This is a genomic window from Streptomyces sp. CB01881 (genome assembly GCF_002953255.1).
Taxonomy (GTDB): domain Bacteria; phylum Actinomycetota; class Actinomycetes; order Streptomycetales; family Streptomycetaceae; genus Kitasatospora.
In genome coordinates this window covers 7,453,350-7,466,691 of record NZ_CP026498.1, presented here as the reverse complement: position 1 = coordinate 7,466,691, position 13,342 = coordinate 7,453,350, and the positions used below count along the sequence as shown (strand labels likewise).

The following is a 13,342-nucleotide window of genomic DNA, read 5'->3' as shown; positions in this document are numbered from 1 at the left end:
CTCACGCCCCGGGCCCTGGCGCCCACCTACAGGCCTGGGAACGCGGCCCTAAACGCACGAAGCCCCGCAACAACCGTCGACCTTGCCGGGTGACTGGCGGTTGCTGCGGGGCCAATCCGATCCCTCTCAGAGACCAGAGGTCTTCAAGCATGCCCGGAAACACCACCGCGCCGCAGCCCCGCTGCGAGGCCGCCCACCTCGGCGACGCCAGCCCGTGCGAGGGCCCGCGTGACGCCGTGACCGTCCTCAACCGCCACGGCGACGCCGCCAAGGCCTGCGTGCACCACGGCACGCGCCTGTACGCCAGCCTCATCGACCCCCGGGTCCGCCCCGTCAGCGTCCCCGGCGCCGCCACCGACGTCTGCAACGGCGCCCAGGCCACCTCCGCGTTCGCCTGGCTCGACCACCACCAACTTCCCAACGAGGACGAGCGGTGACCGAGAACTCCTTGAACGTGATCCCGTTCCGGCCGGAGCCCGCCGAGGTCCTCACCGCCGAGCAGGCCGTTATTGGCGCCGCTCTGCTCGACCCCACCCGCATCCCCGCCCTCGCCGAGGTCCTCGGCGACCCGGGCGTGTTCTACCGCCCCGCCCACGAGACGATCTGGCGCACCATCACCCGCATGAGCATGGCCGGGCGGCCCGTCGACCCGCTGCTGCTGACCGACGTCCTGCACGCCCAGGGCGACCTGAACAAGGTCGGCGGGCCTGGCTACCTGCACACCTGCATCGCCGCCACGCCCACCGCCGCCAACGGCGAGTACTACGCCGACCTCGTCCGGGCCGGCGCCGAGCGCCGCCGCATCAACACCACCACCAGCCGTCTCGCCCACCTTGCCGGCGACCAGCACGCCGACCTCGCCGACGTCCGCACCGCAGCCCTCGCGGCGCTCGCCGACCTCGCCTCCGGAGAGACCTGGCTCGCCCCCGTCCCCCTCGACTCCCACGGCGCCCTGCCCACGTTCCCCGTCCACGCCCTGCCCGACTGGGTCGGCGCCTACGTCGAAGCGGTCGCCGAGTTCACCCAGACCCCGCCCGACATGGCTGCCACCATGGCCCTCGCCGCCCTCTCTACCGCCGCCGGCGGTCGCGTGAACGTCGAGATCCGGCCCGGCTGGCGCGAGCAGTCCAACCTCTACCTGGTCTGCGCGATGCCCCCGGCCAGCCGCAAGAGCGACGTGTTCGCGTTCATGACCGGCCCCGTCTACCGGGTCGAGGACGAGCTCCAGGCCGGCGCCAAGATGGCGATCATCGAGGCCCAGACCGCCAAGGAGACCGCCCTCGCCGAGGTCGAGGCCCTCATGCACAAGGCTCGCAAGAACCCCGACCTCGACCGCGCACACCTGGTCGCCGAGATCTCCGCCGCCCGAATGGTCGCCGAGGAGATCGCGGTCCCGCCGACCCCCCGCCTAACGATGTCCGGGGACCTCACCCCCGAGACCGTCACCCACCACCTGGGCGTCCACCGCTGCCTCGCCGCGCTGAGCCCGGAGGGCGACCTGTTCGACAGCATCGCCGGCCGCTACAGCAGCAAGCCCAACCTGGGCGTCTTCCTCCAGGCCCACAAGGGCGAGCGGCTCCAGACCGACCGCATCACCCGCGAGCAGCCCACTGTCGACAAGCCCGCCCTCACCATCGGCGTCACCCCGCAGCCCGCCGTCCTCCAGGAACTCGGCGCCGCCCCCGGCGCCCGCGACCGCGGCCTGCTCGCCCGCTTCCTCTACTCCCTGCCGCCCTCCAACCTCGGCTACCGCAAGATCCGCACCACCCCCATCCCTGACGCCACGGCCACCACCTACGACGTCCGCCTCACCGCGCTCCTGCACACCCTGACCGCCCTGGACGAGCCCGTCACCGTGACGATGACCGACGCAGCCGACCTCGCCATCGAGAAGCTCCAGGAGAGGTACGAGGTCCAGCTCCGCCCGGACGAGCCGCTCGCCCACATCAAGGACTGGGCCGGCAAACTCGTCGGCCACATCGCCCGCATCGCCACCCTGCTCCACCTCGCCGACCACACCGCCGTCGACTGGCGAGCCCCCGTCCAGCCGGCCACCGTCGACCGCGCCGCCGAGATCGCCGAGTACTACACCGCCCACACCCTCGCCGTCTTCGACCTCATCGCCGCCGACCCCGCCACCGACGACGCCCACGCCCTCCTCCAGTGGCTCCAACGACCCCGGAAGGACGGCACCCACCGCACCCACATCAAGGCCCACGACGCCGTCGCCAGTAGCCGCCGCTTCAAGAAGGTCGCCGACGTCGAGCCTGCCCTGCAGTTGCTCGAACAGCACGGCTGGCTCCGCTCCGACCAGCCCCCCGCCAGTGGCCAGCGTGGGCGCCCCCAGGCCGTCACCTACCGCGTTCACCCGGTCGCGAGCACCCCCACCGGCACGGACGCGACCAGGTAACCGTCAGGGATGTCAGGACTAAGCCCCGACCAGCCCAAAGCGCCACCAGACGGCCTGTCAGGGAACGTCAGGGCTGCCAGGGATAACCGAGATCTCCTGACAGCCCTGACAATCCCTGACGCCCCAACAGGGGCCATGTCGGCAGGTCAGCGAGTTCCCCTGACATCCCTGACGCATCCGGCCCCGACTCCCGTCCCGATGGAGAGTCCTCCGATAGCCGCTCTTGGCCAGCCTGTCGCCAGCACATCCCCAGCAGTGACAGTAGCGTCACCCCGCGAGCTACATCGCCTGCACATCCGCAACCGCTGTACTCAGCTCCTGCGCCCACTTCTCCCGGACCCAGGTGTCCGCCGAATCGGATGATCCAGTGGCAATCAGATCATTCTGTATCGCGGTGAACTCCCCCACCGGATCGGCGGCTATCCGACGCAGCGTCGGCATGTACTGCGCTGGCAGTACTGCCAAGTGCAATTTCACCTCCTGGGATTGGGCAGCTCCGATCACGCTGGTGCCCAGGAGTGAGGCCAAGCTCATCAGTGTCTCCAGGCAGAACTCAGCCCGTCGCTGCGTGATCAACTCTCGGCCTGGAAGTGACGAGCTGATACGTCGCAAGAAGAAGTGCCACCGTTGACAGTCCGGCGGACACCAGATCCCCCAGGCTCATCTCCCACTTCCACCATCCCGCCGCCGTTTCCACTGCGCCCACCCCTTTCTCGCGCATGCACCGACCTGGCGGGTCGAACCTAGTCCTTGATCAGACGTCTGTCAGGCACCTTCTTTGGCCGATGAGAGCGCAACTGCGTACCGGCCTGCCAGGGCGCGGAATCCCGTCGGCGGGGTGCCTGCGGGCTGGTCGCGCCGCCGGCGCGACCAGCCCGAAGCATCGCCGATCAAGACCACCCGCCAGATGACACAAGACCCGTTACACACCACAACCACCATCCGCACCCACAGCAGGAGACTTCGCCATGCCCAAGCGCGAACTGCTCAAGCTCCCCGTCGTGCTCGCCGAACTCGGTATGTCCCGTGCCGCCTTCTACCGGATGCGCGCCCGGGGCAAGGGCCCGCGCCTCATCAAGCTCCCCAACGGTCAGGTCCGGATCGACCGGGCGGACCTGGACGCGTGGCTCGACTCCTGTGAGGTGGCCGCCTGATGCCCACCTCCTACAAGGTCACGTTCTGGGAGCACCGCCACCGGCCCGACCGCCGCAAGCCGTGGATGGTGCGGTGGACGGTGAACAGCCAGGAGTTCTCCGAGTCCTACCTCACGAAGACCCAGGCGGACGGCCGGAAGGCCGAACTGCTCATCGCAGCGGCCTCTCACCAACCCTTCGACACCGAAACGGGTCTCCCGCTCGCGGAGCTTCGCCAGCGCCAGGAGGAGCAGAACTCCGTCACCTGGTACCAGCACGGACGGAACTATGTCGAGGCCCGATGGGACGGTGCCCCGGCCAAGACGCGAACGACGTGGGCCGACGCCCTGGCCAGCGTCACGTTCGAGCTGGTCAAGAGCAAGACCGGGATGCCGGACAAGCTGCTCGTGCGGCGCGCGCTGTACAGCTGGGCCTTCAACGTGAACCGCTGGACCGATGAACCGCCGGCCGAGGTCGCGAAGGCCCTGGTGTGGGTGGCGCGGAACTCCGTGGACGTGTCCGAGCTGGCGGACCCGAAGATGGTCCGCCGTCTGCTCGCCGCCCTCTCGGTGAGGCTGGACGGCACCAAGGCTGCCGCCTCCACCACGCTCCGGAAGCGCCGGATCCTGAACCACGTCCTGGGCCGCGCCGTCGAGGACGGCCTGCTGACCGCCAATCCCCTGCCGTCCGTGCAGTGGCAGCCGCCCCGAACCGAGGAGGAGGTCGATCCCGAGTACGTCATGAGCCCCGAGCAGGCCGCCGCGATGCTGGAGGCCGTCGGCCGGCAGGGGCGGCGCGGGCCGCGGCTGGTGGCGTTCTTCGGGTGCATGTACTACGCGGGCATGCGCCCGGGCGAGGTGGTGCACCTCCGCAAGGACCGGTGCGTCCTGCCGGCGGAGGGCTGGGGGAAGCTCAACCTCAACGGGAACAGCCCCCGCGTCGGGTCCTCCTGGACCGACAGCGGCGCGTCCCACGATCCCCGCAGCCTGAAGCACCGGCCGGAGAAGGCGACCCGCCCTGTCCCTATCCCGCCCGAGTTGGTGAGGCTGCTGCGGGAGCACATCGAGCTGCACGGCACCGCGCCCGACGGCCGGCTGTTCCGGACCTTCCGGAACGGCATGGTGCAGGAGAGCGGGTACGGCGTCGTCTGGGCCGCCGCGCGGGCCGAGGTGTTCAGCGAGGACGAACGGGCCACCCCGCTCGCCAAGCGCCCGTACGACGCCCGGCACGCCGGGATCTCGCTCTGGCTGGCCTCCGGGGTGCCGGTGGCCGAGTGCGCCCGGCGTGCGGGGCACAGCATCGCCGTCCTGCTCCGCGTCTACGCCAAGTGCATCCACGGTGACGAGGACCACGCCAACCGGCTCATCACCGAGCGGCTCCAGCGGCGGCCTGCTCCCCGGCCGGCGCCCGACGGCTCCTGATTCTGGTCCGCGCCTGGTCCGGAACTGCTGGTCAGGACTGGGATCCGGGCGAAACGAGGCGAGACAAAGCACGCAAAACGACCATCCGGCATGACCGGTGTTCGAGCACGACAAAACAGGCCCTGACCTGCGTTTCCGCAGATCAGGGCCTGTTTTCTATCCTGTGGCTGGTGCAGGGTTCGAACCTGCGTAGCTTGCGCGACAGATTTACAGTCTGCTCCCTTTGGCCGCTCGGGCAACCAGCCAGGATTGGTGTCTCGCGGGTGCTTGCCCCGTTCGACTCCGTAAACGATACCTGATCCCCGGGGGTGGTTCGCCACTCGATTGGTCACGTGATGATCAAGGGCCGTGGCGTGGCTGTCGGGGGCGGGGGCGGGGTGGGGCTGGATAGGCTGGGACGGCGGACGCCCCGTGGGGCGGACCGAGCCAGTGAAGCCAGAGCATCAAGGAGACCAACACCCATGGCCGACTCCAGTTTCGACATCGTCTCGAAGGTCGAGTGGCAGGAGGTCGACAACGCGATCAACCAGACCTCCCGTGAGATCGCCACCCGCTTCGACTTCAAGAACGTCGGCGCCGAGATCAGCCGCTCCGGCGAGACGATCGAGATGAAGGCCAACGGCGAGGAGCGCGTGAAGGCCGTGCTGGACGTGCTGCAGAGCAAGTTCATCAAGCGCGGTCTGTCACTGAAGGCCCTGGACGCCAAGGACCCGCAGCTGTCCGGCAAGGAGTACAAGATCTTCGCGGACGTGAAGGAGGGCATCTCCCAGGACGATGCCAAGAAGGTCGCGAAGATCATCCGTGACGAGGGCCCCAAGGGCGTGAAGGCCCAGGTGCAGGGCGACGAGCTGCGGGTCACCTCGAAGAGCCGTGACGACCTGCAGACCGTCCAGGCCCTGCTCAAGGGCAAGGACCTCGACTTCGCGCTCCAGTTCGTGAACTACCGCTAGTCACGCGGCCCGGTCTGCGCGGGCGCAGGCCGGGCCCGCGAGGGCATGACGGGGCATACCGGGGGTGCGGCGCCGGAGATCTCGGCCGCCGCCCCCGGTGCGCCCCGCCGCCGGGCGCCCCGTGGCAGGCTGGGGCGGTGTCCTCACCCTCCGCCCCCGACGGCCCGCACACCCCGGCCGAACTGACGCCGCTTGAGGGCGGCGAGGTCTTCCGCGGCGCGGACACCGGGACGGTGCTGGATTTCTGGCGCTACGCGATGCCCGACCTGCGGACCAACACCACCCGCGGTCTGCTCGCGGAGTTCCTGGTCCACCGGGCGGTGGGCGCCGTGGAGCGCAACGCGGAGTGGGAGAGCTTCGACGTCCTGACGCCGGACGGGCTCAGGATCGAGGTCAAGACCAGCGCCCACCTCCAGGCCTGGGGGCAGGCCCGGCTGTCGGACATCCGTTTCTCCCGGCTGCGCGGGCGCACCTGGTCCCCCGAGGGCGGTGACGCCGAGGAGCAGTCCTACAACGCCGATGTCTACGTCTTCGCCCTGCACACCGCGCGGACCCACGCCGACTACGACCCGCTCGACGTCGGCCAGTGGCGCTTCTACGTCACCTCCCGCAGCCTCGTGGAGGCCACCGGGCGGGCCAGCCTGGGCATGACCGCCGTTCAGGGGCTCTGCGGCGAGCCCGTCGACTACGAGGGCCTCGCAGACCGGATCGCGGCCTGCGCCCTCGGGCCGTCCACGGCCGGCGGCACGGCGTGGACCGGCTTCCGGCCGGACGCGATCCTGATCTCCCCGACCGGGTACGCCCATCGCCCCGGCGCCTGCGGCCACGTCGCCGAGCACGACGTCGCCGCTCCGCGGTGGGGCTGGATCCCCCGCCCTCCGTCGGACCTGTGGACACTGATCGACGGCGCCCGGCCCGCGCAGGCCACCGAGGGGAACACCGGCCGCGCCGCCGTCCGCCGCTGCTCCGCCTGCGCGTCCCTCACCGGCCCCACCTGAGGATCCATCAGAAATTGTTGCCCGCACGCCCTTTGGCCGATCTGGCCGGTTCGCTCCGCAGCGCGCGGACCGGCGCGCTGCGGACGCCAGGTGGCACGCACGGGTGTCGCTTCCTCGTGGAGCAGGGCAGTCGGCCCAGCCGCCGCGGCTACGCCGAACGGCCGGGCGGCGGGCGACAGGCGGGCGACACGCCGGGTGCGACCCGGAACGGGCTCAACCGGGCGTCACCCAGCAGGCGTCACCCAGCGGGCGGTGCTGGAGTGGGCGGGCAGGCCGACGGCCTCGAACTCGTCGGTGCAGCCGCCCTGCACGCGCGCGCCGATCCGGCGCAGGGCGCGGGATATCGGGCTGCCCTCGGGTGGGAAGGGCTCGAACTCGCCACTGGTGAGCGGGCCGAGGTCGAGCCGGCCGTCGGACCAGACGGCGGCGCGCTGGGTGCCGGTGCCGCCGAAGTAGTCGGCCTCAACGCAGGCGATCGGGCCGGCCTTGGACCAGGCGGCGATCCGGAGCCCGAGCCCGTCCGGGAACCACGTGAAGCCGGCGTTACCACCCGACGCCCCTACTCCGCCGCGGAGTTGGAGCGCGGACAGGAAGGCGGGGGTAGCCGGGATCAGGGCCAGACCCTGGGCCAGCGGGCTGAGGTGGGCGGCCGGGACCTCGGCCACGGCCACCGCGAGCAGCTCCGCCGGACCGATCAGCGCCTGAAGTTCGTATGGCATTCAGTCATCCTGAACCACGGCACTGACACTCCGCCCGGCATTTACGATTCCGTGCCTGTACGGGAATCGGCCCGGGAGGAATGCTCCGGCTGGAGGCCGTAGAGCAGGGTGAGGACGGTCACGTCCACCGCATCCTTCGCCTCGCTCCGCCCCTCCGCCATCAACTCGTCGAAGATTTCTGCGAGTTGGCCACGGAGGCGGACCAGTCGGGCCGGGCTGAGCCGGAGCGAGAAGTCGGCGAACAGGCTGGGCGGGCCGGCCGATCCGTCCTTGGGGGCGCTGAAGTCGACCCGGCCGGCCTGCGCCTGGGCGTGGAAGTCGCCGCGGACCCGGTCCACCCCGGCGAGCACCGCACCGTACGCCTCGGAGCGGTCCGGGGAGTCCGCGGAGAAGATCTCCGAGGAGAGCCGGAGCGACTCCTGCGCGGCGGCGTAGCGGCTCTCGACGATGCCGGAGACGAGCCGGGTGCCGGCGACCCGGATCAGTCCGACGGCCTCCAGCTGCTTGATGTGGCGGTAGAGCTTGGTCTGCGGCTCGCCGAGGGCGGCCGCGATCTCCTTGGCGGTGAGCGAACCGCCGTCGGCCCCCATCAGGGCGCCCAGGATGCCCAGGCGCAGCGGGTCGGCCAACGCCTTGAGGGTGGCGGCGTCGCCCACCCGGCGCTCCCTGGCGCGGTCGGCCGCGCGGCCCGCGCCCCGATCGCCCCCCTGATCCCCCGCTTGGTCGCCTGCCTGGCCACCCGCATACCCGCCCGCGTACCCACCCGCGTGCTCGCCGGTGTGTTCGCCGGCCCCGCCGGCCTGCTGTTCAACGTTCTCGGCCACGGCCCCACCCTGGCAGACCGCCGCCCGTCCTCGCAATCACCCTTGCGCGAGCAATCTCCCTTCGGTAATCATTTACGAGAACGTGAATGGTTTCGTGAACGCGAGGGGTGGGCATGGAAGCGACGACAGCAGGGACCGCACCGGCGACGACAACGGAGACGACTTCGGAGACAGCGGGCGGGGAGACGGGCCGGGCGCCCGCCCTCGCCCCGCTGTACCGCAACTGGCGGTTCCAGGCGCTCTGGGCCGGCCAGGCCTCCGCCACCCTCGGCCTGCAGGTCGCCGACACCGCCTACCCGCTGCTGCTGCTCGCGCTCACCGGCTCGTCCACGCTCGCCGGGGCGTTCGGGGCGCTGCAGATCTGCGCCACCGTACTGTTCGGCCTGCACGGCGGCTCGGTCGCCGACCGGTACGACCGCCGCCGGGTGCTGATCACCGCGGACTCCGTCCGGCTGCTCGCCGCAGGGAGCGTCCCGCTGGCGATGGCCCTGGACCGGCTCACCGTCGTGCACACCCTGCTGGTCGCCGTCGCCATCGGCGCCACCATCGCGTACAGCGGGCCGGTCCGGCTGCTGGCGGTGCGGTCGGTGGTCCCGCCCGAGCAGCTGCGGCAGGCGCTCGCCCAGGACGAGGCACGGATGAGCGGCGCCGGGCTCATCGGGCCGCCACTGGCGGGGTACCTGTTCGGGGCCGGCCGGGCGGTGCCCTTCCTCGGCGCCGTGGTGACGACGCTGCTCTCGCTCTCCGCCGCCCTGGCGGTGCGCTTCCCGAGCCCGCCGAAGGCCGCGGAGCAGCAGCCGCGGAGCAGTGGCGGCGCCCTGGCCGGCTTCCGCCGCCTGGCCGCCGACCCGGTGCTGCGCCCCGCCCTCGCCGTCATCTTCGTGACCAACCTGGCCGGCGCCGCGATGCTGCTGCCGGTGATCGTCCAGCTGCGCGGCCACGGCGCCTCCAGCGGCGGGATCGGCCTGGCCCTGGCGGGCGAGGCGGCGGGGGCGCTCGCGGGGGCGTTCCTGGTCGGCCGGCTGCACCGGCTGGCCGGACCGGGCGCGCTGCTGCTGGCGGTGGCCTGGACCTGCGTCCCGGTGACGCTGGCACCACTGCTGCCGGGCGGGGCCGCCACCGTCTTCGCCGCGCTGTTCCTGGTGGGACTGGGGACGCCGACGCTGCGGGTGATGATCGACCTCCTGGTGTTCCGCCGGGTCTCGGACGAGCTCCGCGGGCGGGTGGTCGCCGCGACCATGACGCTGCTCACCATCGGCATGCCGGCCGGAATGCTCGGCAGCGGACTGCTCCTCGACCACCTCTCCCCCACCGCCGCGCTGGCCACGGTCGCCGGGGCGCTCGCCGCCTGCCTGTTGCCCGCGACGGCCGGCCGTACGCTGCGCCGCGCGACCTGGCCCGCCGAGAGCTGACCCGCCCGGGTGTAACCGCCCGGGGGCCGCGAACCCCGGAACCGGCCCCGCACAACCGGACCCCGCACAACCGGACCCCGCGCAACCCGGCCCCGCACAACCGGACCCCCGCGCAAACCCGGCACCGCGCAACCCGGCCCCCGCTCACGCGGGAGCCAAACCTCCGACACGCGCCCCTGACACCCGCTCACCCGTGCGGGTGCACGCCGCATGCGACGCCACGGGCAACCGGGTGAACTGGCCGAGTACGGCCCGCCCCGGGGCCTCCCGGGGCGGGCACGCGGGGCCGCAGCCGAGGAGGACTCATGAGTTCCCATGGATCTGCCCGCGTCCGGCCGGGGCAGCCCGGGCGGCTCCGGATCGGCCGACCCGACGGGCGGGGCGGTGGCCACCCGGATGGCCGGCGCGCCCCGGATGTCCTGGCTGACCCTGGCGCTGATGACGACCAGTTCGGTGGCCAGCCTCCGGGCCGCCCCGACCATGGCCGTCTACGGCCTGGCCTGCGTCTTCCTCTACCTCGTCCCGGCGATCGTCTTCCTGCTGCCGACCGCGCTGGTCTCCGCCGAGCTGGCGTCCGGCTGGGAGGGCGGGGTCTACCGCTGGGTGTCGGAGGGCCTGTCGAAGCCGCTCGGCTTCCTCGCCGTCTGGTGCCAGTTCGCGATGACGATCTTCTACTACCCGTCCCTGCTCGCGTACGTGGCCCCCACCATCGCCTACGTGGTCAACCCGAGTCTCGCCAGCAACGTCCCGTACACCGCCGTGGTGATCATGGTGCTGTACTGGAGCGGCGTCTGGGTCTCCTCGCTGCGCAACCCCGCCAAGGAGTTCCCGCGCTCGATGTTCACGGCCTCCACGATGGTGCTGCTGATCTTCATCCTGCCGGCGCTCGCCATCAGCTGGGTGGTGCCGTCCTCCGAGCTGAGCCTGACGGCCGGCGTGATGCAGGCCTTCGACGCCTTCTTCCAGTACTTCCACATCGGCTGGCTCACCCCGGTGATCGCGGTGGCGCTGGTCTCCGCCTCCCTGGGCGGGATGCTGACCTGGCTGGCCGGGCCGTCCAAGGGCCTGCTGATGATCTCCCGCCAGGAGGGCCACCTCCCGCCGTTCCTGCAGCGGCTCAACAAGGAGGGCGTCCAGCAGAACCTGCTGGTCACCCAGGGCGTGGTCACCACGGTCATCGCCCTGGCGTACGCGCTGATCCCGAACGCCTCCAGCGCGTACTGGATCTTCTCGGTGATCACCACGCAGGTCTACCTGATCGTCTACCTGCTGATGTTCGTCGCGGCGATCCGGCTGCGCCGCACCCAGCCCGACCACCCGCGCGGCTACCGGGCCCCGGCGCTGGTAACGGTCTGCGTGACCGGCTTCCTGGCCTCGGCGGCCGCGATGGCGATCGGCTTCGTGCCGTCCTCGCAGTTCGGCGGCGGCAGCGTCTGGGCGTACGTCGCGATCGTCGGCGGCGGCCTGGTGGTCCTCGGCCTGCTGATCCCCTACCTGTTCCTGCGGCTGCGCAAGCCCGAGTGGCGCTCCCCGGAGGCGCAGGCCGAACTGGCGGCGCAGGAGGCCGAGGAGCGGGGCACCGAAGGCGGTGCGGCGTGACCAGCCTGATGGCCTCGCGCCACCGCTGGATCTACATCGGAGCCATCGTGCTGCTGGTCGCGATGCTGGTCACCGGCCTGCTGACGTACAGCCGGCTGCACTCGACCAACGAGGCCAACCGGAAGGCCGCCCAGCTCTCCGACGCGCTGCGGGCGGCCGGCTACCCGGTGCCCAGCCAGAGCCAGATCGTGCACACCCTGGGCGAGGACGGCGGCGCCGTCTGCGAGAACCCCTCCAACGCGCTGACCCAGGCGCAGTGGAAGTACGGCATGTCCAACGGCGCCGGCGGCCCCGGCCAGCGGCCGGTGCTCTCCGACCGCGAGGTGGTGTTCGCCGAGGCGATCGTGCTCTCCGTCTACTGCCCGGAGAAGCTCGCCGACATCAAGGAGAAGATCGACGACCTCAAGCTCGGCAACACCGTCCGCAACCGACCCAGCGCCGCCCCTCCGACCAGGAGCCGCCCCATGACCGACGAAATCGCCCGCCGGATCGCCGGCCTGATGCCCCGGGCCAAGGCCGACCTGGCCGAGCTGGTCGCCATCCCGTCCGTCGCCGACCCCCGCCAGTACCCGCCGGAGAAGTGCCGCGAGGCCGCCGAGTGGGTCGCCGCCGCCTTCGGCGAGGCCGGCCTGCGCGACGTCCACCTGGAGGAGACCCCGGACGGCAGCCACGCCGTGATCGGCCACCGCCCGCCCCCGCCCGGCGCGCCGACCGTCCTGCTCTACTGCCACTACGACGTCCAGCCACCCCTCGACGACTCCGCCTGGACGTCCCCGCCGTTCGAGCTCACCGAACGCGACGGCCGCTGGTACGGGCGCGGCACCGCCGACTGCAAGGGCAACATCGTCATGCACCTCACCGCGCTGCGGGCGCTCGGTGACGACGTCCCGGTCGGCATCAAGTTCGTCGCCGAGGGCTCGGAGGAGCAGGGCACCGGCGGCCTGGAGGCGTACGTGCCCCCGCACGCCGGCGAACTCCACGCCGACGCCCTGCTGATCTGCGACACCGGCAACGCGGCCGTCGGCGTGCCCACCGCCACCACCTCGCTGCGCGGCCTCGCCAACCTCGTCGTCACCGTGTCCACGCTGCACGGCGACATGCACTCCGGCATGTTCGGCGGCCCGGCCCCGGACGCGCTGGCGGCCCTGATCCGCGCCCTCGACTCGCTGCGCGACGCCGACGGCGGCACCCGGATCGACGGACTCGACTGCGAGGGCGGCTGGAGCGGCGTCGGCTACGACGAGGAGCAGTTCCGCACCGACGCGGGCGTGCTCGACGGCGTCCGGCTCACCGGCTCCGGCACCGTCGCCGACCGGCTCTGGGCCCGCCCCGCCGTCACCGTGCTCGGCATCGACTGCCCGCCGGTGGTCGGCTCGGCCGCCGCCATCCCCGCCACCGCCCGCGCCCGGGTGAGCCTGCGGGTGCCGCCGGGCACCGACCCGCAGGCCGCGCAGAACGCGCTCACCGCGCACCTGGAGGCGGCCGTGCCGTGGGGCGCGCGGGTCGGCGTCGAACCGGAGAGCACCGGCTCCCCGTTCCGGGCCGCCACCGGCGGGCCGGCGTACGCCGCGCTCGACAGGGCCATGCAGGAGGTCTACGGCAGGCCGATGTCCTTCCTCGGACAGGGCGGCTCGATCCCGCTCTGCAACGTCTTCGCCCGGACCTTCCCCGAGGCGGAGATCATCCTGATGGGCGTCGAGGAGCCGCGCTGCCTCATCCACGCGCCCAACGAGAGCGTCGACCCGGGCGAGATCGAGCACATGGCCAACGTCGAGGCGCTCTTCCTCCGGCACTACGCCAACCCCACGAGGACGTGACAGGGCGTCATAACCGGGTGCACCCGCACCCCTCCGACCGAGCGCCGTCGACACAGGAA

12 protein-coding genes and 1 tRNA gene are annotated in these 13,342 nt (G+C 71.9%); 9 read left to right on the top strand and 4 right to left on the bottom strand.

The features are described 5' to 3' along the window. Positions 1-149: 149 nt before the first annotated feature. Positions 150-437 carry a hypothetical protein gene (locus C2142_RS22550; RefSeq protein WP_148644330.1) on the top strand — a complete coding sequence of 96 codons (288 nt, stop codon included), beginning with the start codon at positions 150-152 and terminating at the stop codon, positions 435-437. After that, complete coding sequence (locus C2142_RS22545; protein WP_148644329.1) at positions 434-2,410, top strand: DUF3987 domain-containing protein; 1,977 nt, start codon at positions 434-436, stop codon at positions 2,408-2,410. The genes C2142_RS22550 and C2142_RS22545 overlap by 4 nt, the downstream gene beginning before the upstream one ends. 279 nt (positions 2,411-2,689) lie before the next feature. On the opposite strand, the gene C2142_RS22540 is transcribed toward C2142_RS22545, so the two are convergent. Continuing rightward, on the bottom strand, positions 2,690-2,938 hold the full coding sequence (locus tag C2142_RS22540) for a hypothetical protein (protein WP_148644328.1): 249 nt from the start codon (positions 2,936-2,938) through the stop codon (positions 2,690-2,692). A 440-nt stretch (positions 2,939-3,378) separates the two neighbouring features. Between C2142_RS22540 and C2142_RS22535 the strand changes: the two genes are divergently transcribed. Then, positions 3,379-3,564 carry a helix-turn-helix domain-containing protein gene (locus C2142_RS22535; protein WP_148644327.1) on the top strand — a complete coding sequence of 62 codons (186 nt, stop codon included), beginning with the start codon at positions 3,379-3,381 and terminating at the stop codon, positions 3,562-3,564. After that, on the top strand, positions 3,564-4,964 hold the full coding sequence (locus C2142_RS22530) for a site-specific integrase (protein ID WP_148644326.1): 1,401 nt from the start codon (positions 3,564-3,566) through the stop codon (positions 4,962-4,964). The genes C2142_RS22535 and C2142_RS22530 overlap by 1 nt, the downstream gene beginning before the upstream one ends. A 164-nt stretch (positions 4,965-5,128) precedes the next feature. On the opposite strand, the gene C2142_RS22525 is transcribed toward C2142_RS22530, so the two are convergent. After that, positions 5,129-5,209 (bottom strand) — tRNA-Tyr (locus C2142_RS22525). A 216-nt stretch (positions 5,210-5,425) separates the two neighbouring features. Here C2142_RS22525 and C2142_RS22520 point away from each other — a divergent pair. Both C2142_RS22520 and C2142_RS22515 read left to right on the top strand, forming a co-directional pair. After that, positions 5,426-5,914, top strand: a complete 489-nt coding sequence (locus C2142_RS22520) for a YajQ family cyclic di-GMP-binding protein (RefSeq protein WP_148644325.1) — start codon at positions 5,426-5,428, stop codon at positions 5,912-5,914. 137 nt (positions 5,915-6,051) lie between these two features. Then, positions 6,052-6,912 (top strand): hypothetical protein, encoded by an 861-nt coding sequence (locus tag C2142_RS22515; protein ID WP_206670997.1) that lies wholly within the window; start codon positions 6,052-6,054, stop codon positions 6,910-6,912. 224 nt (positions 6,913-7,136) lie between these two features. Here the strand turns inward: C2142_RS22515 and C2142_RS22510 are convergent, their stop codons facing one another. Both C2142_RS22510 and C2142_RS22505 read right to left on the bottom strand, forming a co-directional pair. Beyond that, a complete protein-coding gene (locus C2142_RS22510; RefSeq protein WP_148644324.1) occupies positions 7,137-7,631 on the bottom strand; it encodes a hypothetical protein in 495 nt (164 codons plus the stop codon). 41 nt (positions 7,632-7,672) lie between these two features. After that, a complete protein-coding gene (locus tag C2142_RS22505) occupies positions 7,673-8,455 on the bottom strand; it encodes a helix-turn-helix domain-containing protein (protein WP_206670996.1) in 783 nt (260 codons plus the stop codon). A gap of 113 nt (positions 8,456-8,568) precedes the next feature. On the opposite strand from C2142_RS22505, the gene C2142_RS22500 reads away from it, so the two are divergent. The 3 genes from C2142_RS22500 to C2142_RS22490 all read left to right on the top strand — a co-directional run bounded on the left by C2142_RS22500 (position 8,569) and on the right by C2142_RS22490 (position 13,283). After that, a complete protein-coding gene (locus C2142_RS22500; RefSeq protein ID WP_148644323.1) occupies positions 8,569-9,867 on the top strand; it encodes an MFS transporter in 1,299 nt (432 codons plus the stop codon). 396 nt (positions 9,868-10,263) lie between these two features. Beyond that, positions 10,264-11,466, top strand: coding sequence for an APC family permease (locus C2142_RS22495; protein ID WP_148644954.1), 1,203 nt, complete (start codon positions 10,264-10,266; stop codon positions 11,464-11,466). Positions 11,467-11,930: 464 nt separating this feature from the next. Then, positions 11,931-13,283: a dipeptidase gene (locus C2142_RS22490; protein WP_148644953.1), complete on the top strand. Its 1,353-nt coding sequence runs from the start codon at positions 11,931-11,933 to the stop codon at positions 13,281-13,283. Positions 13,284-13,342 lie beyond the last annotated feature (59 nt).

Coding starts and splice junctions, on each gene's coding strand:
- C2142_RS22535 (WP_148644327.1), top strand. CDS start 3,379: ATGCCCAAGCGCGAACTGCTCAAGCTCCCCGTCGTGCTCGCCGAACTC.
- C2142_RS22495 (WP_148644954.1), top strand. CDS start 10,264: ATGGCCGGCGCGCCCCGGATGTCCTGGCTGACCCTGGCGCTGATGACG.
- C2142_RS22520 (WP_148644325.1), top strand. CDS start 5,426: ATGGCCGACTCCAGTTTCGACATCGTCTCGAAGGTCGAGTGGCAGGAG.
- C2142_RS22490 (WP_148644953.1), top strand. CDS start 11,931: ATGACCGACGAAATCGCCCGCCGGATCGCCGGCCTGATGCCCCGGGCC.
- C2142_RS22530 (WP_148644326.1), top strand. CDS start 3,564: ATGCCCACCTCCTACAAGGTCACGTTCTGGGAGCACCGCCACCGGCCC.
- C2142_RS22550 (WP_148644330.1), top strand. CDS start 150: ATGCCCGGAAACACCACCGCGCCGCAGCCCCGCTGCGAGGCCGCCCAC.
- C2142_RS22500 (WP_148644323.1), top strand. CDS start 8,569: ATGGAAGCGACGACAGCAGGGACCGCACCGGCGACGACAACGGAGACG.
- C2142_RS22510 (WP_148644324.1), bottom strand. CDS start 7,631: ATGCCATACGAACTTCAGGCGCTGATCGGTCCGGCGGAGCTGCTCGCG.